Source organism: Neorhizobium puerariae (genome assembly GCF_042429745.1).
GTDB classification, from domain to species: domain Bacteria; phylum Pseudomonadota; class Alphaproteobacteria; order Rhizobiales; family Rhizobiaceae; genus Neorhizobium; species Neorhizobium puerariae.
Map to the genome: position 1 here is coordinate 143,983 of NZ_JBHMAA010000008.1, position 24,696 is coordinate 168,678.

The following is a 24,696-nucleotide window of genomic DNA, read 5'->3' on the forward strand; positions in this document are numbered from 1 at the left end:
TTCAGCCTCCCTGCTTCGGGGCGAGGATTTCGATCCGGTCGCCCTCGACAAGACGGCAATCGCTCCGGTCCTCGCGGTGAACGAGCTCGCCGTTCACCGCCGTCGCCAGCCAGCCGCCTTCATATTCGAGCAGGGCCATGGCGTCGGTGAGGGTCAAGGCTTCGAGTTCGTGATCTTCGCCATTGACGATCAGTCTCATAACATTGCTCCTGTCAGTGCTTGTGTCATGCGGGGTGTGGCCAATCCATCGGCGACCTGCCGCGCCATCGCCGGCGCCAGCAGGAAACCATGACGGTAGAGGCCGTTGACGTGGAGCGTCTGCCCGATGTCGAGCAGGCGCGGGAAATTGTCGGCAAAGGCGGGGCGAACCCCGGCGCCGGTTTCGACGACCTGGGCTTCCCCGAAGGCCGGATGCAGCGCATAGGCCGCATTCAACAGTTCCATCAGGGAACGCGCGCTGGGCGGCCCATCCGCCTCGCTCTCGATCATGGTCGCACCGACCATGAAGCGGGCATCGCCGCGTGGCACGATATAGACCGGATGACGCGGATGCAGCAGCCGGACCGGGCGCGACAGGGCAATCTCTTCGGTCCGCAGGTAGAGCATCTCGCCGCGGACACCCCGCAGCGCACCAACCTGCCCGATCGCAGCCGAGCCGGTGCAATCGATCACCCGATCATAACCGCGGCCCGAAAGATCGCCCGGGGCACCGAAACGGAAGCGGACACCTTCGGCCTCAAGCGACCGGTAAAGCGCCTGAAGCGCCTGCCGGGGATCGAGATGAGCCTCCTCGCGGAAATGGAGTCCCTTGCGGAAACGCCCGGCAAGCGCGGGCTCAAGCCCGGCGATGGCCTCTTCGTCCAGCCACTCGTATCCCGAGGTACGGGATGCGAAACGGGCAAGCTCGGCCATGTCGCGCTGCGGCGCCACGACCAGCGTACCCTTGCGCACGACCTGGCCGGGCGTCGCCGCATCCCACCAGTCGGCCGCGCTCAAGCCTTCCGACAAGACCCGCGCATCCGCGCTTTCCATCTCGCACCAGGGCGCCAGCATTCCGCCGGCCAGCCATGAGGCGCCGGCTCCGACCGATGCTCCTCTTTCCGCGATCTCCACGGCGCAGCCGCGCGCAACAAGCTCCCGCGCCACCGCAAGGCCGGCGACGCCTGCCCCCCTGACGAGAATGCGCATCCCTGACGATTGCGGCCTGTCGGTGACATGCATGGCGAGCTCCAACTGACATTGGAGACCCAGTCCTCAAGCAGGGGACGCTGAAAGCACGCCGGCGCGGATCAGGCGAAAATTCGCGACTCGTCGGCACTTGCACCGTCCCTACGCCAGTGTGAACTGGATCAGGTTCAACGGGTCACTGCGCCGCGAGATCGCTCAGCAATATCTCAGCCCCTTGACGGGACTCCCCTGGTGATTTGGTGACACACTATGGCCGATGTCCGATCGCCGTCAAGGGCACGGCGTTCATCCTCGGTCGAGTGCCGGAAGATGTCCCGATGCGCCTCCGGCCTCAGACATCTATCCTGTAGCCAAGATCGAGTTCACTTGCAGGTGAACCCCGCAGGCCCCAATTCTCCGGCCGAACCTCGACAAGAACGGTTTTGATGTCATCCGCAGGCACGCCAAAAACCGAGAGCTCTTCAACGAGTGCAGCATATAAGCGCCGCTTGGCCTCGAGGGTGCGTCCTGAAAACAGGGTTATCTCGACAACCGTGTAAGAGGCTCCCCTTCCGGAAGGAACGATCATCGCATCATGGTCGTATTCCAGAAGACGGACGCAGCGATCGTCCTCGGGCAGTTTCAGTCCGGTCAGCAGCGCGCGCTGGACTGCCTCGATAACGTCAGGGCGGCGAGTTCCGATCCAGCCGCGCCTGGTTTCTATTCGCGTGGCAGGCATCTGTTCGTTCTCCATGTATTGCAGTGTTGCCGGCAATCCGCCACGTTTTCGGGATGCATGTCTTCTGAAACCGGCTCGGCCTGCGGAAGGAACTTTGACCGCTGTTCACGATGATCAGGCACGCCGGCGGTTCCTTCAGGCCACCGTGGCCACGGAGGAACGCCGGGGCCTCAGGTGGCGCGCACGGGCCTTCATCTTTTCCAGCAGCGCATAACCGCTCGGCCATCGGCCGAAGCCGCTTGCGATGTTGATATGGCCTGCGAGGCCGATATTCCTGACCTCGGAATGCCACAGCCGGCCGAACATGTTGAGACGGTCGATGGTCATGTAGACGTCGTTCAGGCTGCCGACCACCATGCTCTGAAAAGGCAGCCTGCGTGTCGGCATCGTACCGAACGAGATCTGTCCCGGATGGAGGGGATCGGTCGTCCACAGGTCACAGGGCGCGACCAGCAAGGCGCCGCGGACCTTGCGAGCGACGGGACGGTCGGCCAGATTGGCGGCAAGCAGGCACCCGAGACTGTGCGCGACGAGATAGGCCTCTCCCGCCTCTTCCAGCGCCGCCTCAAGCTTCGCCATCCAGGCGGGAAGATCGGGCCGATCCCAATCGTCCTGGTGGACGAGGCGCGCCTCGGCATGGTCCCGCAGCCAGTGCTGCTGCCAATGTCCTTCGCCTGATCCGAACAGTCCGGGGAGGATGAGAATCTGGCTCATGCAAACCTGCACGCTGCCGGTTGCGCGACGCAGCCCACGCGCCTTTGCATCAGAACACCCCGAAGATAACGGCGAACAGGAAGACGAAGGACGACGCGATCAGGCAGATGTCTGTGCCGGAGCGCAGATAGGGCAGCACCTTGCCCAGAGGCGATGTGCCGGCGGGTCGCCGAAGATCGAAAGCAAGCGCCATGCCCGGACCCTCCTTTAATAATACCAGGGACCTTGCCCGGGCATCCAGTAAAAGAGCTCGTAGTCGCGTCCGTAACGGTATTCGTCTTCGTCACCGGCACGCGCCTTTTGCCCGACGGGCGTCGGCGATGTTCCAGACTGCTGATCTCGTGCGCCCGGGGCGCTGTAACCGACCGCCTTGACGATGCTCCGTAAGAAATCCAGTTTCATGCGAGCCTCCATTTTTTGCGAAGTCGATGCTTGCGGATGACCGGCCGGACGAACTGCGACATGCGTTGCTCAGCGGAGGTCCCGCAGACTATTCCGCCGCGGCCAGCGCATGACGCCGGGACGGCACGAATGTCGCGAGCTCGCCGACGGCGGCGGCGATCCGCTGGGAAAGCGGTTCGGACGAAACCCTGTAGTCCGTGAAATCGCGGTCCGAGGCGTAGACCGCCGTCGGCAGCGTATGAGCCATGAAGAAACCGAAGAGCGGCCGCAACTGGTGTTCAACCATCAAGGCATGCCGGTCCCCGCCGCCCGTCGCGGTGATCAGGATGGGCTTTGCCCGCAGCTCGTGAGGATCGATAAGGTCGATCAGATGCTTGAAGAGGCCCGGATAGGAACCCTTGTATGTCGGCGAGCCGATAACGACGGCATCGGCCGCGACGATCTCGTCGATGATCCGGAGAGCCTGGGCGTCCAGATCCTTCCGCCATTGGGCAGTTCCGAGCGACCGGCCGACATCGTGCAGGTCATAGACCGCGCTCGCAAGGCCGTACTCGCTGGCCGCCAGATCGGCGACGGCGCGCACCAGCGCATGTGTTTTCGATGGACGGCTGAAGCTGCCGGCTATGCCCACCAGTTTGAATGTCACCGCTCCATTCCTTTCGCATTTCGAACAGGTCCATGGAACGGCATTATTGTCTATAAAATTGATGGACTAAAAGGAATGGCCGTTTTTCTTCATGTCCAAAGCAGGAAATCCGTTTCTTTCCCGCTCGTCTCCGTGGGATTATCAAGCACCACCGCAGACCGGCCCGGCGACTGCCCTCATTTCTGCATAGCTGCACTGCACAAAAATTGTTTACCGGATGATCAAAATATGATCATTATGCACGTGGCTGATGCATCTTATGGTCCTCCTCCCAGTACCATCGCAGCAGCTGTTCCCCTCTGGAGGTTTTTGACCTTCACACCTATAAGGGCCTCGGTCTCCGATGGCCCTTCTTTTTTGTTTGAAGACAAGTTCCGAGCGGTGCAGCCTTGCGATCATCTGGGCCGGCGCGATCCGGAGATCACCAACGGCCTGATCGTCTCGGAGGCGGCGATGATGCAGATTTCCGGCCGGATCGGCCGGCACAGGGCGCATCACATGCTCCACGGGGCCGCGCAACGCTCCGTCATGGAGGGCACTCCCTTCACCCGGGCTATTGCGGAACACCCCGACATGGCCGGATTCGCGATGGTGGACCGGGATACGGCGGGTTGCCGGCGAAGCCGCATCGCTCGTGGACAGGCTTGCCGGCAAGCCCTGACCTGACCGACGGCAATCCCGTCCTGGATAATCATGGCCGCTTGAGAAATGCATCCATCAGCTTCACCGGCCTGCACCGCGAAGCTGATGGAGATCAGGGCCGCCCGTCAGGCGAACTGATCCGGCGGGCCATCATCATATCTGCGAAACCGCGATGGTCGGAGGCGTCTCCAGCTGGTCGGCTGTCGCCGTCCAGCGATCGGCGAACCGGCCATAGGCCGTCTTGATATCCACCCCGACCGGAAGTTCGGGGCGTTCGTTCTCGTCGTTGGTTCCCCAGTTGACCCAGCCCGACTGGCGGCGCTGGACGATCTGGAAGGCTCCCGACGCGGCCGAGGTCCACCAGACCATCGCACGCCCCGACTGCTCGTGATATTCGACCGTCTTCGTCGCCGGGCCGGGAAGGTTCGTCAAGATAGCTCAGTCGGAAGTCGTGAGATTGAGGTGACGCCCCACCGAAACAGCCATGCCGCGCCGGCCGACGCCGAGTTTCGCATAGATGTTTTTCAGGTGAAATTTGACGGTCGCTTCCGAAAGGCCGAGCGTCCGGGCCATTTCCTTGTTGCTGCGGCCTTCGGTAAGCAGTTTGAGAACGGTGGTCTCGCGGCTGCTGAGAAGCCCTTTCGATGCCGGTTGCCCGCTTTCGGCATCGCGGGCCGCGACGGAAACCCTCGACTGGCGGCCGAAACCGTGGCCGACGATCCGGCTCATGAATTCCACGGCGTCGACGCTGAAGGCCTTGAGGCCGAAGCGGCGCACGATGGCGCGGAGGGTCGTTGCGAATTCCTGCCCTTCGTCGAGGAAGAGCTGCGTGGCCTCGTGCGCGCGGGCAAGCGCGATGGCCGACTGCAGATAGGCGAGCGCCTGCTGCTGGCGTCCCGCCTTCCATGCGGCGCGGACGGCCATGATTTCGCCGATCAGCCGGTGATAACCGCGGTTCGACGATTTGCAGGACGAGACGAGATCCTCGAGCGCGTTGAGGGCCTTCAGCGCCTGCCCCTGGGCAAGCGCCAGCCGCGCCGATGCGATGTCGAAATCGCAGGCCTCGCGCCAGGTCCATTGGTCGGGTGCGGCCCCCTCCCTCAGGGCGGGAATGCGCTCATGCGCCTGCGCGGCCGATTCGATCATGCCCGCCCGGACCAGAAGATCGACCCGCATGATGCCGGCGGCTATCTTCAGACGCGGCAGGGCTCTTTCCGCGGCGACCTCCTCGGCCTTGTCGATGGCTGCCGCGGCGGTATCGAAACCGCTCACCTGCAGGCGGCTGCGGGCCAGCAGCCAGAACAATCGCGTGAACAGGTCGACCCAGCTTTCGCCGCGCACCAGCGGCTCGACGGACTCGCCCAGCATCTGCTCGACCAGCGGCACCTCACCCTGGAGATAGAGTATATCGGCGGTGGCGAGCCGGGCGATCGCCATGAGGTTGCGATCCGTCCAGTGGGATCTTTCCACCAGGTCCTCCGCCTCCCGGCAGAACTGCAGGGCGGCGGAAAACTGCCCCGCCAGCATGCCCACCAGCCCGAGATGCACAAGCATGAAGACCTGGGCATAGGCCGTGCGCTCCTCCCGGTAATAACCCAGGGCCTTCAGCGCCGAGAGCCGGGCCGCCTCGAGATCGCCGGAGCGCGTGTAGAGGATGCATAAGTGATTGTGAATCCAGGCGAGTTCCCAGGTGGCGTGCGGAGGAAGCGAGGCAGCGACCCTTTCCAGCCGCTCCGCCTGACCGGACGCCATCCGCTTGTCCTCATAGACGTCGATCAGGCTGTCGATATGATCGAGCACGCCGCGATCGACCGCCGCCAACGCCGTTTCGGTCCATTCGCCTTCCGCCTTGAGAAGTTCGAGGCGTTCGCGCCCCGCGGCGGCATTGCCGCGTTTGGACAGGACCACGGCATAACAGACGGTCAAGCCCGGAGACGCATGCAGAACCTCCGGCGGAAAATTGTCGATCAGGTGTTCCAGCACCTTGTGGCCGGCGCGCAGGAATATGTCGACGCCGCCGGCGCGGCCGATGATCTCCTCCGCCATGCGGAAATCCCCGCCGCGGGCGGCATGCGACACCGCACGCTCAAGCAGGCCATGCCCGGCGAACCAGGCGGCCGCGCGCGTATGCAGCGCCTTTTCGAGCCTGTCCAGATCGTGCCGCGCGTCATCGAGAAGGCAGGCGCGCAATACCGGATGCAGCGCAAACCAGCCTGCCGCCTGCCGGTCGACCACCGGCCGCAGATCGTCGAGCAACAGGACATCCCCGGATTCGAGCGGCTCGCAACCGAGATCGACCGCCAGCTCCGGGCAGAAATCCTCGAAGATCGCGGTCCTCCGCAGCATATCGAGCAGGGGGGCGGAAAACCGCCGGATGACCGCCTCCCGTACGAAGCCGGCCAGATCCGCGTGACGGCCGGCCAGCAACCTCTCGCGCTCCTCTTCCGACTGGCTCGTGGAAACGATCCCGGCGGCGAGCTGGGCAAGAGCCGGCCAGCCACGGGTGATCCGCATCAGCGGGTCGATCAGGGCCGCCGTCGCGGAACGCGACAGCAGCCGGCGCATTTCCGAGCGCCCGAAGGCGAGCTCGCCCGCCGTGACACCGGTCAGGACTCCCCGCGCCTTGAGCCGCGCCAGCGGCAGATGCGGCCGGCGGAAGGAGCTGCAGGCGATACGCAGATTATCCGGCGCTTCCAGCGCCAGCTCCTCGAGCAGGCGCGGCTGACCGGCCAGATCGATCTCGTCGATGCCATCGAGAAAAAGAACCGTGACGCCGTCGCCCCGGCCCGCCGCCTCCAGGATATCCGTCAGCGTCGTTGCCGGAATGTCGTCCCGCAGGCCGAGCACTTCACGCAGATCGGCAACGAAGCGTTCCGGCGACGTGCCCGGCGCAATGGTGAGCCAGCAGCATCGCTCGACCCGGATTTCGGCGGGTCCGGGCAGCGGCAGCTCGCCCAGGGCGAGCTTCTCGCAGGCGGCCTTCATCAGGGCGGTCTTGCCGAAACCGGGGGGCACGTGCAGGACGACGGTCTGACGGGCAAGACCTTCCGCCAGCCTCGACAGGAGATAGGGCCGCTCTATGCCGCTGAACAACATGCGCGGCGGGCGGAACCTGAGCCTCATCCTCGCCCTTCCGTCCGCTTCCGCCGTATGAGCCCCTTTTTCCGGCAAGGACCGGTCTGCCATCGCGCATTCCTCATCGAGTAAGGGAAACCGGCTTCACAGGCGAACCCGAAGCCGGTCCCCATCATGACCGCCAGAAACGAGGATCATCCATGCGAATTGCCCGCAGGTCCAGGATTTTGCGGTTCCCCGATCTCCACCGCATGCCTGTCCGGGTCATAAAAACGGAATACCCGCTGTCCCCATGCCTGCCGTTCGACAGGATGTATCAGCTCGACATGTGGTGCAATGTTTTCGAAAGCGGCCTCGACATCCTCGTGTTCGAAATACAGCAGCAGGTTTCTTCGCCCATAGGGTTCCTCGCCAGCCGATGCCTTCCCCCAGACCGTCTGTTCAAGCGATGTTCCTTCGTGGATCGCAAAGCCGGTCTCGAAGAGGACGAAATTTCCGAAATCCTCCAATATCCTGAGGCCGAGCCTCTTCCGGTAGAACTCCTTGGAGCGGTTGATGTCGCGGACGAAAGGGATCGGATTGATAAAACGCATCGAATTTCTTTCGTGACGTTCAAGGCCGTCGACGCAACCGTATCCGGGCCGAAGTTGCGCCTGAGGATGCAGCCACCCCGGCTCCCTATCAGCGCTCCGGCCGGCGCACCCGTCAAGCCTTCAACCCGCAAACCGGATCGTCCGCGGCGAAGAACCGGGCCGCAGCGACGATCCATGGCGGGCCGAACGTTCAATCGTCGCCATGACCCAGGGGGCTGTAGGGCTGTTTCAGTCCGAACGCGGCGGGGCCGAACACGGCAAGGGCCTCGGGCGTGCGCATGATCGGCGGCACGCGAACGGCAAGCACATTGACCCGCTGGCCATAGCGCAGTCTCTCGGTGGTGATCGCCTCGGCAGTATCGAGGTCGAGAACCGTGATCAGGTCGGGCACGATGGCAAGCACCCGTCCTGCGTCCTCCTCGGCAATGAGATTTTCGTTCTGGATGCGGATCTTCACCGTCGGTCGCGCCGGATCGAACGGCTCGACCGTCGCCACGCCGACAGACCAGCCGTTTTCCTCCTTGCGCGCGACATCGACGATCTTGCCGGAGGCGATCACCTCCGCATGGCCGTAATGCGTGCCGGCGAAGAAGTCGACGAGGGCGGAAACGGGATCGCGGTGACCGGCCGCCGCCTCGCGCAGCGTGCGGCCGATGCCGATGGCAAGCGACATGGTCGCGGGAACCGAAACACGCTTCGCCGTCCTGCCGTTCATGCCGTAGTTGACGATGTAGGACTGGCCGCCCATGCGGATGGTGACGCCGCGGGCATACCATTCCGCCTTCGCGGCGTCGTTCGTTTCGATCAGCACGCGATTGCCCTGTTCGTCGGCGATGGCAACCGGGCTTGCCGGCACCCCGTAGACATGGAACGTCTCCATTTCGAGCTGCGGGAAGGCGCGTCCCATGCCATCGGCGTCGATCACCGGCAGGCGGCGCCGGGCGGCAAGCGCGATGGGGATCATGGAATTGATGCCGCCTGCCTCGAACGGAATGATCGCGCCCGCCTTGCCGCCCGTATGATCTTCATAGGCGTCGAGCGAAAGGCCGATCTCATCCCCCGAGGGGATTTTCTCGATCAGGATGGTCGGCGCCCCCATGGCGCCGCAGGCAACGACGGCTACCCCATCCGGAACGTCTTCCAAGGCCAGCAGTTCCACGGGCCCATATTCCTCGATCGCGGCTTTCGCCAGAAGCTTGCCGATATAGGGATCGCCGCCGCCGCCCGTACCAAGCAGCGCCGCGCCGACCGCCAGGTCGTCGATGTCCTGATCCGTGATGATGGGCATCAGTCGATCTCCTCGATGGAGGTAAAGGGTTCCTTCAGTCCGAAGCAGGAGGGACCGAAGACGTTCAGGGCTTCGGGCGTGCGCATGATTTCCGGCACGGAAACGGCGACGACGGTCACGCGCTGGCCGTAACGCAGGTTTTCGCTGGTGATCGGCTCGGCCGTCTCCGTGTTCATGATCGAAATGAGGTCGGGCACGATGGCCTTCACCTTGCCGTCCACCCGGGCGATCAGGTTTTCGTTCTGGATTTCGATCTCCATCTGGGAGCGGAAATGCCCGATGCCTTCGATGCGGGCCTTGCCCATGGTGAAGCCGGCCCTGGTCTCGCGCATCACGTCGACGATCTTGCCCGAGAAGATCACCCGCCCGTAGCGATAGAGCGTGGAGGGCAGGAAGCCGAGCAATGCCTCGATCGGATTGCGGTGCTCGTCATGCGCCTTGCGGAGCACTTCGCCGATGCGGATCGCCAACGTCAGCGTGTTGGGAATGGCGGTGCGCTTCACCTCGGCGCCGCTCATCGCGTATTCGGCGATGTAGGCGCAGCCGCCCATGCGGATCGCAACGGCGCGCGACAGCCATTCCATCTGCCGGTTGTCGACCGCCTCGATCAGCGCGCAGTCGCCCCATTCGTTGCTGACGGCCATGGGCGAACCCGAGACGCCGTAGACGCCGAACGTCTCCATTTCGAGGAACGGAAACGCGCGGCCCATGCCATCCGCATCGACGATCGGCAGACCGAGGCGCGCGCCGACGACCAGCGGAATGGTGGAATTGATGCCGCCGATCTCGATCGGCATCGTCGCATGCGCCATCCGGCCCAGCCGTTTCTCCAGCCGGACAAGCGAGGCGATCGCCTCCTCCCCCGACGGGATCTTCTCCACCAGCACGGTCGGGGCGCCCATCATGGCCGTCGGCACGACAAGCCAGTCGTCGGCTATGTCCTGCGGATCGATCAGCTCGACCTCGCAGCCTTCATCCAGGCATTGCTGGACCATCAGGCGGCCGACATACGGATCGCCGCCGCCGCCGGTGCCGAGAAAGGCAGCGCCGACCGCGAGATCGGCAAGATGTTCACGCGTGAGCTTCATGGTTCCACCTCAGCCGATCACAAGGTCGCCGACGGCCTTGACGCGAATGCGCGTCGCACTGCCCGGCAGATAGGCGAGCGGCACTTCCTCGATGTCCATGATCTTGACCGAAGCCGGATCGGCGCCTGCCCTTGCGGCACGCTCCGATGCTTCTGCCTTGGCCCCGGCCAGCACGACTTCGCGCGACGTGCCCTCAAGGGAGAAGATGCGGTCCACCTCGCCGCCGACCTGGGCAATCGCGGCGCCGATCGCGTTCGCGACGGAGGCGTTTTCCGGCCGGATGACCTTCGAGGCGGAAGGCAGGTCACGGGAAACGAGGATGTTGCCGCCGCCGACGAGGATGACCGGCAGCGGATCGGCGCTCGTCTTCATGCGGTCGACCGCCTCGTCCACCATGCGGTGCATGGTATCGAGCGCGGTCTCGATGGTCTTCGCCGGAATATGGGCGACGCGGGACCGGTCGCCGATATCCTCAAGCCCGGCGGCGACGACGATATCCGTGGTGGTCAGCGTGTCGCCGCCGAAGACCAGCGCCCTGGACGTGATCTCGTAGCCGACCGAATCCGGGCCGATCCGCGCGCCCCCGTCACGTACCAGCGAGCCGCCGCCGAGGCCGATCGCCAGCACGTCCGGCATGCGGAAATTGGTGCGCACGCCGCCGATATCGACCGCCACCGCCGATTCCCGCGGGAATCCCTGCATCAGCATGCCGACATCCGACGTCGTTCCGCCGATATCGACCACCATCGCCTCCTTCTCGCCGGCCAGCATGGCGGCGCCGCGCATGGAATTGGTCGGCCCGGAGGCGAAGGTCAGCACCGGGTAGCGCTCGACATAATCCGGCGTCATCAGGGTTCCGTCGTTCTGGCTGATGTAGAAGGGAGCCCCGATCGAAAGTTCCCGCAGCGCATTGCGAAACGACGAGACGACCTTCTGCGACAGATCGGCCAGCGACGCATTCATGATCGAGGCATTCTCACGCTCGAGGAAACCGACGCGGCCGATCTCGTGGCTGAGCGACAGCGCTATCTCCGGCACCTCGTTCTTCAGGATTTCGGCGGCGCGCAACTCCATCTCCGGCGTCACGGGCGAAAAGACCGAGGTCACAGCGGCCGATTTCAGCCCCCTCTCGCGGATGGTGCGGGCGACGCCGATCAGCCCGGCCTCGTCGAGCGGCGCAATCTTGCGGCCATCGAATTCATGTCCGCCGCGCAGCATGAAGGTATGGCGGCCGAGCGTGTCGGCGAGATCCCCCGGCCAGTCGGTCATGGGGGGCAGGCCCTTGGTCGCGGGCAAGCCGAGCCGCACGGCGGCCACCTCCAGCAGGCGCTTGCGCTCGACGACCGCATTGGTGAAATGCGTCGTACCGATCATCACCGCCTGGATCTGCGAAACCGAGACCCCCGTCATATCGAGGAGCTTCCTCAAGACTGCGACGATGCCGGAGCCGACATCGGCCGTCGTCGGGCTCTTGCACGCGGCGACGACCGCCGGTCCGTCCATCAGGGCTGCATCCGTATTCGTGCCGCCGACATCGATGCCTATGCGCATTCTCTTCTCCTGACTTGCTGTCGGGCAAGGGACGGCCGGCGCGCGGACACCTGACCGCACGGGACATCCTGCCTGTCGTTGCTACTTTTCCGCGGCTGCGGCCTCAGGCCACCAGCGCCTCGGAACGATCCGGGTCCCAGGACACGCCCACCGCCTCGCCCGGTGAAAAGCGCGCCACATGGGCCTGGTTCTGCCTTTCTGCGACGATCTCCTGACCTGCCACGGACAGGCGGTAGCGGACCAGCGCTCCCTGATAGGTCTCGGAAACGACCGTTGCCGACAAACCGGCGCCGGCCGCACCGATGATCACGTTTTCCGGCCGGACGATGAGCTTGGCGGCGCTCCCGACGGGCACGTCGGAGACCGGCGCGCGCGTGAGCACAGTGCTGTCGCCGAAGCCTACGGAAAGCCTTTCGCCCTCCCGCCCCCGGACGGTGACGTCGATGACGTTGGACTGGCCGATGAAGGTCGTGACGAAAAGCGTCTTCGGCCTTTCGTAGATCTCCCGGGGCGTGCCGACCTGCTCGACACGCGCCTTCTGCATGACGCCGATGCGGTCCGACATGGTGAGCGCCTCGTCCTGGTCGTGCGTCACATAGACGGTGGTGATGCCGAGCGACTTCTGGAGGTCCTTGATCCAGTATTTCATTTCCTCGCGCAGCGCCTTGTCGAGCGCGGAAAGCGGCTCGTCGAGAAGCAGGATGCGCGGCTCGGTGACGAGCACGCGGGCAAGCGCGACACGCTGCTGCTCGCCGCCCGAAAGCTGACGCTGATAGCGGTTCTCATAGCCCACCAGGCCGACCTGGCGGAGCGCGAAGGCAACCGCCGTGTCGATTTCCTCACGACTCTTCTTCCTGAGCTTCAGGCCGAAGGCGATGTTGTCGGCGACGTTCATATGCGGGAAGATCGCGTAATTCTGGAAAACGATGCCGATATCGCGTTTTTCCGGCGGCAGCCGCGTCACGTCGTCCGAGCCGATCAGGATCTGGCCTGCCGTGGGCCGGATGAACCCCGCGATCATTCGCAGCGTCGTCGACTTGCCGCAACCCGACGGGCCGAGCAGCGAGAAGAACTCGCCCTGCCGGATGTGAAGGTCGATGCCTGCGACCGCAATGTTTTCGCCATACGACTTGACGAGGCTTTTCAAATGGATATCCGACATCGCCCTTCCGTTCCCTGGCATTTCTGGAAGTGATGGCCGCGCTGGCGCGGCCACCGGCTCGTCCGGCGTCAACCGGCGAAGATCTCGTTCACCGTCTCGACGATCTCGTCTTCGTTTTCGAGATAGGCGTTCCAGTCGGGCAGCCAGAAATTCTTGATCGCATCCGCGCTGTTGACGATGCTGGCCTTGACGAGATTGTCGGGCAGGACGGCGTTGGAGACCGTCGGGCGCAGATAGAACTCCTTGCCCATGTTGGTCATGAAGGACGGTTCCAGCGCCCGGTTCAGCAGCGCGTATGCGAGTTTTTTCTGGGTCGGCTCGGCATAACGGCTGACCGTATAGGTCTGCGTCAGGATCGGCTGCAGTTCCTTCCAGTACATGACGGAGAAGGGAGCCCCCTTGTCGCGCGCCTGCATCGGCTCGGCGTCGCTCTGGACGGCGATGACGACCTCGCCGCGATCCATCAGCGTCTGCATGTTGCCGGTGAAGTCGGAGATCTTGGCGGGCATCAGGGCGCGCATCGCCTCGTAGCCGGCTTCGAGGTCGTACTGGTCCTTGCCGAACAGGCTGCAGGCGACGAGGAAGAAATCCATCTGCAGCGTGTTGGAGGTGATGTAGGTGCCGCGCTTGCCGGCAAATTCCGGCTTCCACATATCCTTGAAGGCCGCGGGCGGCGGGGTGACGAGATCGGTGCGGTAGGCATGCACATACTGGTTGAAGGCCCAGGTGACGCCGACGCCGTTCGAGGTCGCGAAAGGCCAGAGGTTCTTTCCGTTCGGGACGTTGGGAAGGATCTCCCCGATCGTGTGGAAGAAATCGCCCGCCTTTGCCGTCTTGAACATCTCCGGCAGGTTCCAGTTGGTGATGTCGAGCGGCGGCTTCTTCGGGCCGTTGGCGACGAATTTCGGGAACCACGGCCAGGTCGAGTCATACTCGATCTTGCAGTTGAAATCCTTGGCGAAGCCGGTGAGCAGGTACTTGTGCACCAGCTCGCCCCAGGGGCCGCCCCACTCTCCCACGCGCAGCACCGCGCCGCCGGCATCGAATACGGACCCGTCATAGCTCACGTCCTGCGAGAAGGCGTGGTTGATGTTGAAGAGCGGCAGCGTGGCCGCGGCCGCCCCGAGTCTCAGGAGCTTTCGGCGGTCTGGATCGAACGTATGGTCAGTCATGTCCAAGTTCCCCTTTTTTTGAACGGATGGATCAGTGGTTGACGTTGTTCCGGGCGGGTCCTCAGCCGCCGAAGATGCGTTTCAGGTTGACCAGCCTCGATGTCGCCACCATGGAGATGACGACGAGGACGATCGCGAAAATCCCCGCCGCCGCCGCGGTGGGCTCGAAGGAGTAGCGAAGCGCCACATACATGGCCATCGGCAGCGTCTGGAGGTTCGGCGTCGAGAGGAACAGCGTCACCTCGAACTGGCCGAAGGAGATGATGAAGGCGAAGATCGTGCCCGCCGAAATGGCCGGCGAGATGATCTTCAGCGTCACGAGGCGGAAGGCGGCGAACGGCGAGGCCCCGAGCGAACGGGCCGCCTCCTCCAGGCTGCGGTCGAACCCCACCAGCGCGGCGGTGACGGTCGCGATCACGAAAGGGCATGTGACGATCACATGGCCGATGACCAGCCCGGCCAGCGACCGAGCAAGCCCGATGCCGCTCGACACATAAAACACATAGAGCGCCAGCCCCAGCACGACGCCGGGCAGCACGATCGGCATCATGAAGAACGCCCGCAGCACCGCGGCGATACGTCCACCGGCGCGGGTCAGGAAAAGCGCCGCCATGGTGCCGATGACGGTCGAGATCACCGTCGAGATGGCCGCGACCAGGAAAGAAATTCCGTAGGCCGACAGGAAGGTCGGCGACGTGAGGAAGGAGATCACCCAACGCAGCGACAGACCCTGGGGAGGAAACGTGAGATAATCGCCCGCATTGAGCCCGGCCAGCACCACGATGACCACGGGGATGAGCAGCATCGCCAGGGTGATCACGGAAATCGCCTTGAAGATCAGCGGGATCGGAGATTCGTCGCGCATCAGCTACGCCCCCCGGTGGTGCGCATGGCGGCACGATGATAGACGGCGATCGCCATGAGGCTGGTGAGGAAGAGGACGACGGCGATCGCCGCGCCGAACTGCCAGCGGCCGGTCTCGGCGACCTGCTGGTAGATATGGATGGGCATGACCATCACCTTCCAGCCCCCCATCAGCGCCGGCACCACGTAGGACGAGATGGCGAGCGCGAAGACAAGCAGGGTGCCGGCCAGCACGCCGGGCATGGAAAGCGGCAGGACCACCGAGAAGAACGCCTTGGCGCGCGAGGCGCCGAGCGAGCGGGCAGCCTCTTCGAGCGACGGATGGATCGACTTGATCACGCCGATCAGCGACAGGATCATGAATGGCAGCGTGATCTGCACCAGGCCGACGATGACGCCGAAGACGTTGTACATCAGGGGCAGCGGCGCGGAGATGATGCCGAACCTCAGAAGCGTGGCGTTGATCAGGCCGTTGTCGCCGAGCAGCACCATCAGTCCGTAGAGCCGGATGACCATGTCGAGCTGCATGGAGGAGAGGACGAGGATCATCAACAGCGTGTTGCGCCCCGGATTCGTCGTCTTAGCGATGACATAGGCCAGCGGATAGCCGAAAACGAGGCAGATGAACGAAACCGCCGCCGCAATGCCGATCGAGCGCAGGATCGACTCGTAATATATCGATCGGGTGAAGATGCGTACGAAGTTGTCGAAGGTCACCGCGCTCGACAGGCTGATCACCCCGGCAACGGATTTGTTGAAGGCCAGCGCGAAGAGCGAGACGGTCGGAACGACGAAGAACACCAGGAAGAACAGGAACGCGGGCAGGACCAGCCACCAGAAGGCAGGCCCTGCCGAGACGGCTCTGAAGAGCCCTGTGCGCCGCATTGCCGTGCCCTCGTCTGCCGTGCCGGTCGTCGTGGTCGCCGCCATGCCGTCCGCCCCGCCCGCTTCTACTCTGCGGCCGCCGGCAGGGCCGCCGCGCGCAGCTCGTCGTAACCGACCAGTTGCTTCTGCGGAGGCGCCGGAAAAGTGGTCCTGCTCTGCGACAGACCGACCCGGACGAGCGCGGCGGCAATCGAGACGGCGGTCGGGATGGGATCGATCACCGGCACGTCGATGCCCTCGGCAAGCAGGCCTTCGCGCAACGCGCCGGCGCAGCCCATCAGGCCCGTGCAGCCGAAGACGAGCGCTTCGGCGCCATCTTCCTCCACGGCCCTGCGGCCTTCCTCGACGAGCCGCCGCGTCGTGACGGAGAGATCCTCCTCCAGTTCCAGGACGGGAATATCGACGCTGCGCACCGAGGCGAGCTTGGTGGAGAGGCCGCAAAGCGCGGCCGTGTTCTCGAAGGACGGCTTCAGGCGCCGCATGACGGTGATGATCGAAAACTTGTGTCCGAGCATGGCGGCGACATGCATGCCGGTCTGGCAGGGGCCGAGGACGGCAATGCCCGCGATCTCGCGGGCCGGCCTCAGGCCGGGGTCGCCCATGCAGTCGATCACCACCGCGTCGACGCCCTCGCGCTCGGCCCGCAGCACCTCGGCAAGCGTGCCCGGCACCGACACGGCGGCCTCGAACTCGCTCTCGATCGAGCCGGGGCCGGTCCCGATCTCGGCATGCGACAGCGTGACACCCGGATATTCAAGCGCCTTCAGGTCGGCAAGCTTGCGAAAGCCCCGGGTGACGATCGGAGAGACGACGCGGACGTGAACGGTGCTATCCTGCACGGCAATGCCTCCATTTGCATTCTCTGACGGCTCACCGTGTCGCAGCTCGGCCCCGCATGGAAGAGCCGGAAGCGAGTAGGGTCGGCCCTCTTTCGGATGGGTAGCTTTGTCACGGGACCCGCCTCAAACCTATCCTTTTAGGGAGGGAGTGTTGCGCAAAAGAAAGGCAATGCAATGTGTTGATGAAATATTTGCCAGAAAACCCGTGCTCCTGACCGGCAATGACGCCATCGGGGCACCGTTTGACAAGCCGCGGGGCGCCCGGCCAATGCTGAAGGAACCAAGCGCAAACCCTTCGGTCGATCCGGACAAGGAGCCGCCCATGCCTGTCGCCAAGGCCGCCCCGGCTGCCGCCGGCACATTCGCCCGCCTGAAATCCCTTCTCCGGCTCGCCCGGAACTCCCTCTACGATTTCCGCCGCTACCGGGCATCCAGCTTCATCGACGGCGTGCGCAGCCGCGAGAATCTGGAAGCGCACATCCGCCTGCTTTCGCACATGCTGGAATACGGCCTGGCGCTCTCCGATCCGCGCGCCGGCTTCGGCATGGACAAGGTCAGGGTTCTCGCCGGCGAGCTATCGCATTATCTCACCGCCTATCGGCGCGACGCGACGACCGACAACGGGATCGGCGTCCTTTCCGCCTATATCGACTACAATGCCGGACAGGGCGCGGATGTCTCCGAGGCCCGATCGCTGCTCGACGGGCTGCTCCGCATCGACGCCGCCGGGGCACCTTGCGCCGCCGGCAGCGAGGAAGTGACCGCCGAGGCCATCCGTGCCGCCGCTTCCATCGACTTCGCCCGCTTCATGGGCGCCCGCCACAGCGTGAGGCAATACGACCGCGCGCGGCCGGTGGAACGGGAGAAGATCGAGAGGGCCGTGGCCGCGGCCCAGCAATCGCCATCGAGCTGCAACCGGCAGACGGCGAAGGTCCTTGCCTTCACCGACAGGGCCTCGGTTGCGCGCGTGCTTTCCCATCACAACGGCAATCGCGGTTTCGGAGATCAGCTCGGCGGCGTGTTCGTCGTCGTGGTGGATCTGCGCAACTGGAACACGATCGGGGAACGGAATCAGGGCTGGGTGGATGGCGGCATGTTCGCCATGACGCTGGCGCTCGGCCTGCATGCCGAGGGGCTCGGCGCCTGCATGCTGAACTGGAGCGCCGACATGAACGAGGACCGCCGCTTGCGGAAGCTGCTGGGACTGGACGATACGCAGATCGTCATCACCCTCATCGGCTTCGGCCACATGATGGAGAGGTTCCGCGTTCCGGTCTCGCGGCGCAAGCCGATATCGCAGGTTCTCATCCATGAACCGCCGCTTTCGTAGCAACGAGGCCGATCCGCCGTAACTCCCGCTCCTTTTCGCGGCGAAGAGACCGCGCTCAATTCAATGCCGGATATGCGTGACCGCAACGGACCGGCGCTCGATCCGCGAAGCGCCGGAGAGAGGAACTGCGCCGGGGTTTCACGATGCCGTCCGGACCACCAGTTCCCGCCGCACTTCATCGGCCAGCTTGAGGCCGAGGGCAACCATGATGCCGCCCGCCAGCATGTCGAGCCGCCGCGCCAGACGCAGATACTGCTGCCGCGCAAATCCCGTGGAGAAAAACATCGCGACGCCGCCATACCACAGTGACGACTGCGCGGCGATGATGGCGAGGATCGCGGCATAGACCCATGCCGGAGCATGCGGCGGAACGGCCACGAGGAAGGCGCTCGTCCAGAACACCGCAGATTTGGGATTGCTGAGGGTCGTCATCAGCCCCACGGCAAACGGGTTTTGATATGCCCCGCGCGGCGGCGCAACAGACGCCTCCACGCTTTTGGGCTGCAATCCGGCGCGGATCATCCTGAACCCGATATAGACCAGATAGGCTGCGCCGAGCAGCCGCAACAGGCGATAGAGCCAGCCCGCCTCGAACAGCACGGCCCCCACCCCCCACAATGCGAAAGCCACCCAGATCAGCGAGGCCAGTACCACGCCGCCGACGGCAAGAAGGCCGTGGTGCCGGGACCGCGTCGCGGAAAGCCAGCTCACGACCACCGTATTAGGCCCCGGAAGCATCGCCATCAGGATATGCATCCCGGCAAGTGTCAGAAGGTTAGGAACAAACTCCAAGGCGGCGCTCCCCTCAAATCGTGATGCCCGGGACCAGCAGAATGCTTCGATGCAGGAATGTCACGCGAAATATGACGGTTCCCGTGACCGGCGGCCTTCGCCGGCGCAAATGGCTTGCGGTGCCCCACGCCCATGTGCCGCCTTCGCCTGAGGCAGTCGCTTGACGATCCCGGCGGTAGCAGCCTTCAGGTCTCCTTGCCCTTCGCGAGCACGTCGAGAAGCTGGCTGGTATTGTCGACCGAGAACTGTATGCGTTCGCCCGCCCACACGGTTTCGGAATAGGCGATGGGGGTTCCCTTCATGTCGACGTCGACCTTCTTTGAAATGATGACCGGCTGGGACATGCCCTGGCCAAGCTGGCGCGCCTCCTCCGGCGTCGGCATCCGCGTCAGGATGTCGGTCCGCAGGCGGATGTAGTCGGGGACGCCGTATTCGGCGAGGATCAGGCTGACGCTGCGCCCGCTGAGCCGCGCCTTGTCGAAGCCGGGAAAGCGGCGGACGGGATAATAGGCATCCGAAAAGCTGACCGGCTCGTCGTCGGCAAAGCCGCGCCGGACGATATGGTACACCGGCTCGCCCCGCGGCAGGCGAAGCGCCTCGGCGACGGCGGCGGAGGCGGGCACTTCCTCTTCACGCACCGCCTGCCCCAAAGGCTCCCGGCCCTGATCGAGCAGATTTTGCGAAAACCGGGTGCGCTCGGAAATGCGGTAGTCGAGGCGTCCGTCGCGCACAAATGTGCCTCTGCCTTGCTCCACCTGTACAAGCCCGCGGTTCTCGAGGCTGGAAATGGCTCTCCTGATCGTATGGCGGCCGACGCCGAACCGTTCCATCAGGTCAGCCTCCTTCGGAAGCTGGGTCATGGGGGAAAGCCGGCCGGTCAGGATGTCCTCCGCGATATCCTCTTCGACCTGCTGCCATTGCCCATGCGACGATTTCTTGTCCATCTCTCTCTTCCGCTCCATTCCGCCCATGTCGTCCGAATGTCGATACCGTTCCGCACGACAGGTTGCAATCGCACGCGCCGCTCACTCTATTGTCATTCCCGCGTATAGGAAATGCGATAGAAGGGAAAAAGCCCGGAACCTGAGCCGGCGACTTCATACGACTGTCATCGATCGCCACTATAGCAATATTCGGATGTTTTGGAATAAATCCGAACGAATTGGAGTGAAGAATGATCGAGATCAGCCGCCGGAGCTTCATGGCCGGAGTCGCTGCAGCAACGGGCGCAGGCATGATGGCGGCCTCGCCCGCACGTTCCGCCGACGCCGCAATCGAAATTTCCAGCACATGGGGTCCCGACAAGCCTTTCCAGAAGGTGGTCGACGCATTCAACGCCAAGAAGCTCGGCGTGACGGTGACCAACCGTTTCGACGGCACCTACGAGTCGGCGACGGCCAAGGCCGTGGCGAGCGTGGCCGCAGGCCGCCCGCCGGCGATGATGATCACCGGCTGGAAGTTCGGCTATTTCGCCAAGCGGACGCTCGGCGCGCGGGACCTCAGGGAAATCGACGCCGCCAGGGCGGAGGCGATCCTCGCCAATTTCCGTCCCTCCGTGCTGCCGCTCGTCACCATCGACGGCTCCCTGATCGGCCTTCCCTGGGCCATGTCGACGCCGATCACCTTCATCAACAGCGTGCTGTGGCAGGAAGCCGGGCTCGATCCGAACCTGCCGGAAAATCCGGATGCGAAATGGCTCTACGACAATGCCCGCAAACTGGACGCCGCGCTGAAGGGCAAGCACCCGACCTATCGTTCGGCGCTGGCGCTTTCCAACAACGAATGGACGAGCCAGTCGTTCATCCAGAATGCCGGCGGATACATCATCGATCCGGATGGCAGGCTGGCCCTGAACAGCCCCGAAGCAGTTGCCGGCATGACGGAATATTGCGCGCCGGCGCATGAAGGGCTCTGGTTTCCCGTCAGCGCCAAGGACCAGGACGCCGCCTTCGAATCGGCCGCGCTCGCGATCTGCACGACGAGCTCGACGCGCGCCACGACCTTCCCCTTCGGCGGGGCGAAGGCGATCACCGCCAAATTCCCGGGCCTTGCCGGGCATCCGCGCAAGATGAACAGCGGCGGCAACTTCCTCGCCATCTACACCCGCAACAAGGAACAGGCCGAAGCCTCGCTCGCCTTCCTCGAATTCTGCGCTTCCAGGGAAGGCCAGACGATCTGGTCGGAAGTCGGTTATCTCAACACCTCGATCCACGACGTTCCGCTGATCAACGACTTCATGAAGCCCGCAGCCGGCCAGCTTACGGACGGCCTGACGGCGGAAACCATCTGGCCCGGCAAGCGCGGCCTGGAAGGCCAGGACGTCTGGCGCAAATGGGTTTCCCGCATGCTGCTGAAGGAAGTGACGGTGGCCGAGGGCATGAAGGGTGCCCACGGGGAGCTGGAAACGCTGGTTTCAGCATAATCGGGTGAATTACATGGCTTTACGCCTCAGGATGCTGGCCCCATATCTCCTCGTGGGGCCGGCCGTGCTTTCCGTCGCGATTTTCCTCTACGGCCCGCTTGTCGCCTCGGCGTTTCTTTCGGTGCTCGACTGGAATCTCCTTTCCTCCGACGTCCGCTTCGTCGGGCTCGACAATTATGCAGCCGTCGTCGGCAATGTCGATTTCAGGACCTCCGCCTGGAATACGGTGCTCTATTGCGCGATCCTCATTCCCGCCCAGATCATCGTGCCGCTGATCCTGGCGCTCATGATCCATGCGGTGCGGCGCACTCCGATGCAGGGTTTCTATCGCGGCAGCCTGTTCCTGCCGACGATCATCGCCTATTCGGTGGCGGGCGTGGCGTGGTCGTGGCTGCTCAACCCGGTCAACGGCCTGTTCAACGAGATTTTCGGGTTCCTCGGTTTTCCGAAGTCCCGCTGGCACACGGACCCGGATCTCGCCCTGCTCTGCGTGTCTCTGGTCACCTTCTGGAAGACGTTCGGATTGAACATGCTTCTCTGGCTCGCCGCGCTCGCCAATCTTCCCCATGAGCTGCGCGAGGCCTCTCAGCTCGACGGCGCAACCGCCCGGCGGCACTTCTTCACGATCAGCCTGCCGCTCATGACCCCGACCGCCTTTTTCATCAGCGTCACGACATTCTTCCATGTCCTCGACGATATCGTCGGCGTCATCGACGTGCTCACCCATGGCGGCCCGGCCGGGCGAAGCTCCAGCCTGCTCTATTTCCTCTGGCAGCAGGGCTTGCAGTTCTTCCAGTTCGGACCGGCGAGCGCCGTCGCCGTCATCATCATCGTCGCCGTGCTCGCGGTCACCTGGCTGCAGTTCCGCGTCGGCGAAAAAAAGGTGCATTACGGATGAATGCCGTCTCGTCCCGTCTCTCGTTCGATCGCCTGCTGATCCACGGTGTCCTTCTCGTCATCAGCATCGCGACCGTGTTCCCGCTCGTCTGGATGGTCTCCTCGGCGTTCACGCCCAATGAGATCATCACCGCCAAGGCCGTCCGCCTGTGGCCGGAGAACCCGACGCTTTCGAATTTCTCGATCGCCGCCGGCCGCCATCCGATCTGGATATGGCTCTGGAACTCCATCCTGACCGCGACCCTGATCACGGCCGGAAAGCTGCTCCTGGCCGTTCCGGCGGGTTTTGCCTTCGGCCGGATGGAGTTTCCGGGACGGCAGACGCTTTTCTGGTTCGTGATCGCGACCATGTCGTTTCCGACCGTCCTCGCGATCATCCCGACCTACATAGCGGTGGTGAAGATGCAGGCCTTCGATACCTACGGGGCCATGGTCATCCCTTCGATCCCATATGTCGGCTTCTATGTCTTCTACATGCGGCAGGCATTCCGTTCGCTGCCCGCGTCGATGTTCGAGGCGGCGCGGATCGATGGCTCCAGCCTGTGGCGGCAGCTTCTGGAAATCGGCATTCCGAACGTCATTCCCGCGATTGCCGCCCTGTCGGTCATCTCCTTCATGGGGGCCTGGAACATCTACCTGTGGGGCCAGCTCGTCCTCGAGGACAGTTTCAAGAAAACCCTCACCACGGGAATAGCCACCTTTGCCGATCTGGAGGGGACGGAACGGGTCTGGGGACCATTGATGGCGACCAGCCTATTGTCGATCGTGCCCGTCCTCGTCATATTCCTGGCCGCACAGCGTTTCATCGTCGATGCGCTCGCCCCCGGGCTCGACGAAAGATAGGCATCCGGAATGCATCGCGTCATCGTCATCGGCTCGGTCAATCACGACCGTATCTGGCACCTCGAAAATTCGCTGCGTCCGGGTGGACGGCTGCGTTTTTCCACCCGCGAAACCCATCTCGGCGGTGGCGGCTTCCACACCGGCCGCCAGCTTCTGGACCTGGGGGCGGACGTGGCGCTCGTCACGGGCCTGATGCGGGACGAGCAGGGCCTGGCGGCTATGGATACGCTCGATCGGATGGGGTTCGACACGCGTCATGTGGCCATGCGGCCCGGAGACACGATGCCGCTGGAAATCCTCCTGGAACCCAGCGGCGAAAGGACGATCCTGGCGCCTTCGGACAGAAGGCACGTAGCGCTTTCGATAAACGAGGCGCTGAAGGGCGATGCCGCCTATCTCAACGTCCTTCTGCTCGAAGAGCCGCTTGTCGCCAAGCTCGACGATATTCCCCTCGTGGTCTCGCAATTGCCGCTTGGGCCGGCCACGCCACGGCCGGCCGATTATATCGTCACGTCGAGAGACGACGCGGACGAAGAACCGGCGGGTGTGTGGCGCCGGGCGGTCGATCTCGCCGGCTCCCGCCTCAAGATGCTGGTCCTGACCGACGGGCCGCGCAGCATCACCCTTTATGACGGCGTCCGGTCGATCCAGGTCGAACCGGCGCAGGCGGTCCGGGGCGTCAGCACGATCGGTGCGGGCGACCGTTTCAGCGGCGCCTTCCTCTTTTCGCTGCTTTCCGGCCGGGATGCGGCAACGGCGGCGGCCGAAGCAAGCCAAATCATCGCGGACTGGCTGCGCGGACAGCTTCCCCGCTGAGGCCGCACCTGCACAAGGACCGCAGGCGGAAGATCGGAAGCGGTCTTCTTAAGACAGATTCCATGAACTCTATCGTCCCCTGCGCGCCAGATCCGATGCGCATCACCGAAACAGTCGGCGATTACACATAACTGTCATCCAGTTTTGCTATGGACGAATTCATCCGAATGAATATAAATAAGTTCGGATGATTAAGCTTCCCGATACACCGGCGGATGTCCCGGGCTTGGGCCAATGGCACATCATCCATCACCACGGCACGTCCGGCGGAAATCCGGCCGGAGCGGAATTCCAGGAAAGGAAGGGCAATGACCCAGACAGCGACCGGCGATCCGGTCATCGGAGGCTACGCTCACGCGCAGGCCCTCGGCATTCTCGCCGCCAGCCGGCCTGACGCGATCAAGGCTTGCGCCGAGAAGGTTCTGGACGATCTCGGCGACGTCTCGGTTCTCGCCAACCGCACCGGGCTCGCCATGCTGCCGTTCATGGACACGGTGCGCAACACGGCTTTCCATCTCGGCGAGGTCCTGGTCGCGGAAGCGCATGTCCGGGTGCCGGGCCGCCAGGTCGAAGGATATGGCGCCGTGACCGGCCGCGACCTCGAACACGCCATGGCGATGGCCGTCATCGACGCCGCGATCGCGGCGGGACACGAGGCCGGGTTCATTCTCGAATTTCTCGACGCCGAACAACGCCGCCAACAGGAAAGCGAGCGGGAACGGCTGAAAAAGGTCGAGGCCACCCGCGTCCAGATGGAAACCTTCTGATC

27 protein-coding genes and 1 riboswitch are annotated in these 24,696 nt (G+C 63.9%); of the genes, 7 read left to right on the plus strand and 20 right to left on the minus strand.

Going from position 1 to position 24,696, the window contains the following annotated elements; all coding sequences use genetic code 11:
- Window position 1 precedes the first annotated feature (1 nt).
- The 7 genes from thiS to msuE form a co-directional block, all read right to left on the minus strand.
- On the minus strand, window positions 2–199 hold the full coding sequence (gene thiS, locus ACFFP0_RS06005; RefSeq protein WP_377257630.1) for a sulfur carrier protein ThiS: 198 nt from the start codon (window positions 197–199) through the stop codon (window positions 2–4).
- Window positions 196–1,188, minus strand: coding sequence for a glycine oxidase ThiO (gene thiO / locus ACFFP0_RS06010; protein WP_377258724.1), 993 nt, complete (start codon window positions 1,186–1,188; stop codon window positions 196–198). Before thiO ends, thiS begins: the two co-directional genes overlap by 4 nt.
- A gap of 120 nt (window positions 1,189–1,308) precedes the next feature.
- A riboswitch (TPP riboswitch) is annotated at window positions 1,309–1,428 on the minus strand.
- Between the two features lie 91 nt (window positions 1,429–1,519).
- The gene (locus ACFFP0_RS06015) at window positions 1,520–1,906 is read right to left on the minus strand and encodes a tautomerase family protein (protein WP_377257632.1); all 387 of its coding nucleotides are present in this window, start codon (window positions 1,904–1,906) and stop codon (window positions 1,520–1,522) included.
- A 135-nt stretch (window positions 1,907–2,041) separates the two neighbouring features.
- Window positions 2,042–2,620, minus strand: coding sequence for an RBBP9/YdeN family alpha/beta hydrolase (locus ACFFP0_RS06020; protein ID WP_377257634.1), 579 nt, complete (start codon window positions 2,618–2,620; stop codon window positions 2,042–2,044).
- 49 nt (window positions 2,621–2,669) lie between these two features.
- A complete protein-coding gene (locus tag ACFFP0_RS06025) occupies window positions 2,670–2,813 on the minus strand; it encodes a hypothetical protein (RefSeq protein WP_377257636.1) in 144 nt (47 codons plus the stop codon).
- 14 nt (window positions 2,814–2,827) lie between these two features.
- Window positions 2,828–3,022: a hypothetical protein gene (locus ACFFP0_RS06030; RefSeq protein ID WP_377257638.1), complete on the minus strand. Its 195-nt coding sequence runs from the start codon at window positions 3,020–3,022 to the stop codon at window positions 2,828–2,830.
- Window positions 3,023–3,110: 88 nt separating this feature from the next.
- The gene (msuE, locus tag ACFFP0_RS06035; protein ID WP_377257640.1) at window positions 3,111–3,668 is read right to left on the minus strand and encodes an FMN reductase; all 558 of its coding nucleotides are present in this window, start codon (window positions 3,666–3,668) and stop codon (window positions 3,111–3,113) included.
- Between the two features lie 309 nt (window positions 3,669–3,977).
- Between msuE and ACFFP0_RS06040 the strand changes: the two genes are divergently transcribed.
- A complete protein-coding gene (locus tag ACFFP0_RS06040; protein ID WP_377257642.1) occupies window positions 3,978–4,334 on the plus strand; it encodes a hypothetical protein in 357 nt (118 codons plus the stop codon).
- 129 nt (window positions 4,335–4,463) lie between these two features.
- On the opposite strand, the gene ACFFP0_RS06045 is transcribed toward ACFFP0_RS06040, so the two are convergent.
- The 11 genes from ACFFP0_RS06045 to ACFFP0_RS06095 form a co-directional block, all read right to left on the minus strand.
- A complete protein-coding gene (locus ACFFP0_RS06045) occupies window positions 4,464–4,742 on the minus strand; it encodes a hypothetical protein (RefSeq protein WP_377257644.1) in 279 nt (92 codons plus the stop codon).
- 6 nt (window positions 4,743–4,748) lie between these two features.
- The gene (locus ACFFP0_RS06050; protein WP_377257646.1) at window positions 4,749–7,496 is read right to left on the minus strand and encodes a LuxR C-terminal-related transcriptional regulator; all 2,748 of its coding nucleotides are present in this window, start codon (window positions 7,494–7,496) and stop codon (window positions 4,749–4,751) included.
- Between the two features lie 83 nt (window positions 7,497–7,579).
- The gene (locus ACFFP0_RS06055; protein WP_377257648.1) at window positions 7,580–7,978 is read right to left on the minus strand and encodes a VOC family protein; all 399 of its coding nucleotides are present in this window, start codon (window positions 7,976–7,978) and stop codon (window positions 7,580–7,582) included.
- A gap of 190 nt (window positions 7,979–8,168) precedes the next feature.
- Window positions 8,169–9,266 (minus strand): S-methyl thiohydantoin desulfurase family protein, encoded by a 1,098-nt coding sequence (locus ACFFP0_RS06060; protein ID WP_377257650.1) that lies wholly within the window; start codon window positions 9,264–9,266, stop codon window positions 8,169–8,171.
- The gene (locus tag ACFFP0_RS06065) at window positions 9,266–10,354 is read right to left on the minus strand and encodes an S-methyl thiohydantoin desulfurase family protein (protein ID WP_377257652.1); all 1,089 of its coding nucleotides are present in this window, start codon (window positions 10,352–10,354) and stop codon (window positions 9,266–9,268) included. Before ACFFP0_RS06065 ends, ACFFP0_RS06060 begins: the two co-directional genes overlap by 1 nt.
- Before the next feature lie 9 nt (window positions 10,355–10,363).
- On the minus strand, window positions 10,364–11,905 hold the full coding sequence (locus ACFFP0_RS06070) for a hydantoinase/oxoprolinase N-terminal domain-containing protein (protein WP_377257654.1): 1,542 nt from the start codon (window positions 11,903–11,905) through the stop codon (window positions 10,364–10,366).
- A 103-nt stretch (window positions 11,906–12,008) separates the two neighbouring features.
- On the minus strand, window positions 12,009–13,067 hold the full coding sequence (locus ACFFP0_RS06075) for an ABC transporter ATP-binding protein (protein WP_377257656.1): 1,059 nt from the start codon (window positions 13,065–13,067) through the stop codon (window positions 12,009–12,011).
- A 68-nt stretch (window positions 13,068–13,135) separates the two neighbouring features.
- Window positions 13,136–14,239 (minus strand): ABC transporter substrate-binding protein, encoded by a 1,104-nt coding sequence (locus ACFFP0_RS06080; protein ID WP_377257658.1) that lies wholly within the window; start codon window positions 14,237–14,239, stop codon window positions 13,136–13,138.
- A 61-nt stretch (window positions 14,240–14,300) separates the two neighbouring features.
- Window positions 14,301–15,104: an ABC transporter permease gene (locus ACFFP0_RS06085; RefSeq protein WP_377257660.1), complete on the minus strand. Its 804-nt coding sequence runs from the start codon at window positions 15,102–15,104 to the stop codon at window positions 14,301–14,303.
- Window positions 15,104–16,033, minus strand: a complete 930-nt coding sequence (locus tag ACFFP0_RS06090) for an ABC transporter permease (protein ID WP_377257662.1) — start codon at window positions 16,031–16,033, stop codon at window positions 15,104–15,106. The genes ACFFP0_RS06085 and ACFFP0_RS06090 overlap by 1 nt, the downstream gene beginning before the upstream one ends.
- 20 nt (window positions 16,034–16,053) lie before the next feature.
- Window positions 16,054–16,827, minus strand: a complete 774-nt coding sequence (locus ACFFP0_RS06095) for an aspartate/glutamate racemase family protein (RefSeq protein WP_377257664.1) — start codon at window positions 16,825–16,827, stop codon at window positions 16,054–16,056.
- A gap of 322 nt (window positions 16,828–17,149) precedes the next feature.
- On the opposite strand from ACFFP0_RS06095, the gene ACFFP0_RS06100 reads away from it, so the two are divergent.
- Complete coding sequence (locus ACFFP0_RS06100; RefSeq protein WP_377257666.1) at window positions 17,150–18,157, plus strand: nitroreductase family protein; 1,008 nt, start codon at window positions 17,150–17,152, stop codon at window positions 18,155–18,157.
- Window positions 18,158–18,295: 138 nt separating this feature from the next.
- Here ACFFP0_RS06100 and ACFFP0_RS06105 read toward each other — a convergent pair whose 3' ends face one another.
- Together ACFFP0_RS06105 and phnF are read right to left on the minus strand one after the other, a co-directional pair.
- On the minus strand, window positions 18,296–18,901 hold the full coding sequence (locus tag ACFFP0_RS06105) for a LysE family translocator (RefSeq protein WP_377257668.1): 606 nt from the start codon (window positions 18,899–18,901) through the stop codon (window positions 18,296–18,298).
- A gap of 233 nt (window positions 18,902–19,134) precedes the next feature.
- A complete protein-coding gene (phnF, locus tag ACFFP0_RS06110; RefSeq protein WP_377257670.1) occupies window positions 19,135–19,893 on the minus strand; it encodes a phosphonate metabolism transcriptional regulator PhnF in 759 nt (252 codons plus the stop codon).
- A gap of 230 nt (window positions 19,894–20,123) precedes the next feature.
- Here phnF and ACFFP0_RS06115 point away from each other — a divergent pair, with 230 nt between their 5' ends.
- From ACFFP0_RS06115 to phnG, 5 genes are all read left to right on the plus strand, one after another.
- Window positions 20,124–21,371, plus strand: a complete 1,248-nt coding sequence (locus ACFFP0_RS06115) for an extracellular solute-binding protein (protein WP_377257672.1) — start codon at window positions 20,124–20,126, stop codon at window positions 21,369–21,371.
- 13 nt (window positions 21,372–21,384) lie between these two features.
- Window positions 21,385–22,269 carry a carbohydrate ABC transporter permease gene (locus ACFFP0_RS06120; protein WP_377257674.1) on the plus strand — a complete coding sequence of 295 codons (885 nt, stop codon included), beginning with the start codon at window positions 21,385–21,387 and terminating at the stop codon, window positions 22,267–22,269.
- Window positions 22,266–23,111, plus strand: a complete 846-nt coding sequence (locus ACFFP0_RS06125; RefSeq protein ID WP_377257676.1) for a carbohydrate ABC transporter permease — start codon at window positions 22,266–22,268, stop codon at window positions 23,109–23,111. The genes ACFFP0_RS06120 and ACFFP0_RS06125 overlap by 4 nt, the downstream gene beginning before the upstream one ends.
- 9 nt (window positions 23,112–23,120) lie before the next feature.
- Window positions 23,121–23,927 carry a PfkB family carbohydrate kinase gene (locus ACFFP0_RS06130; RefSeq protein WP_377257678.1) on the plus strand — a complete coding sequence of 269 codons (807 nt, stop codon included), beginning with the start codon at window positions 23,121–23,123 and terminating at the stop codon, window positions 23,925–23,927.
- A gap of 308 nt (window positions 23,928–24,235) precedes the next feature.
- Complete coding sequence (gene phnG, locus ACFFP0_RS06135) at window positions 24,236–24,694, plus strand: phosphonate C-P lyase system protein PhnG (RefSeq protein WP_377257680.1); 459 nt, start codon at window positions 24,236–24,238, stop codon at window positions 24,692–24,694.
- The last annotated feature ends 2 nt before the right edge of the window (window positions 24,695–24,696 follow it).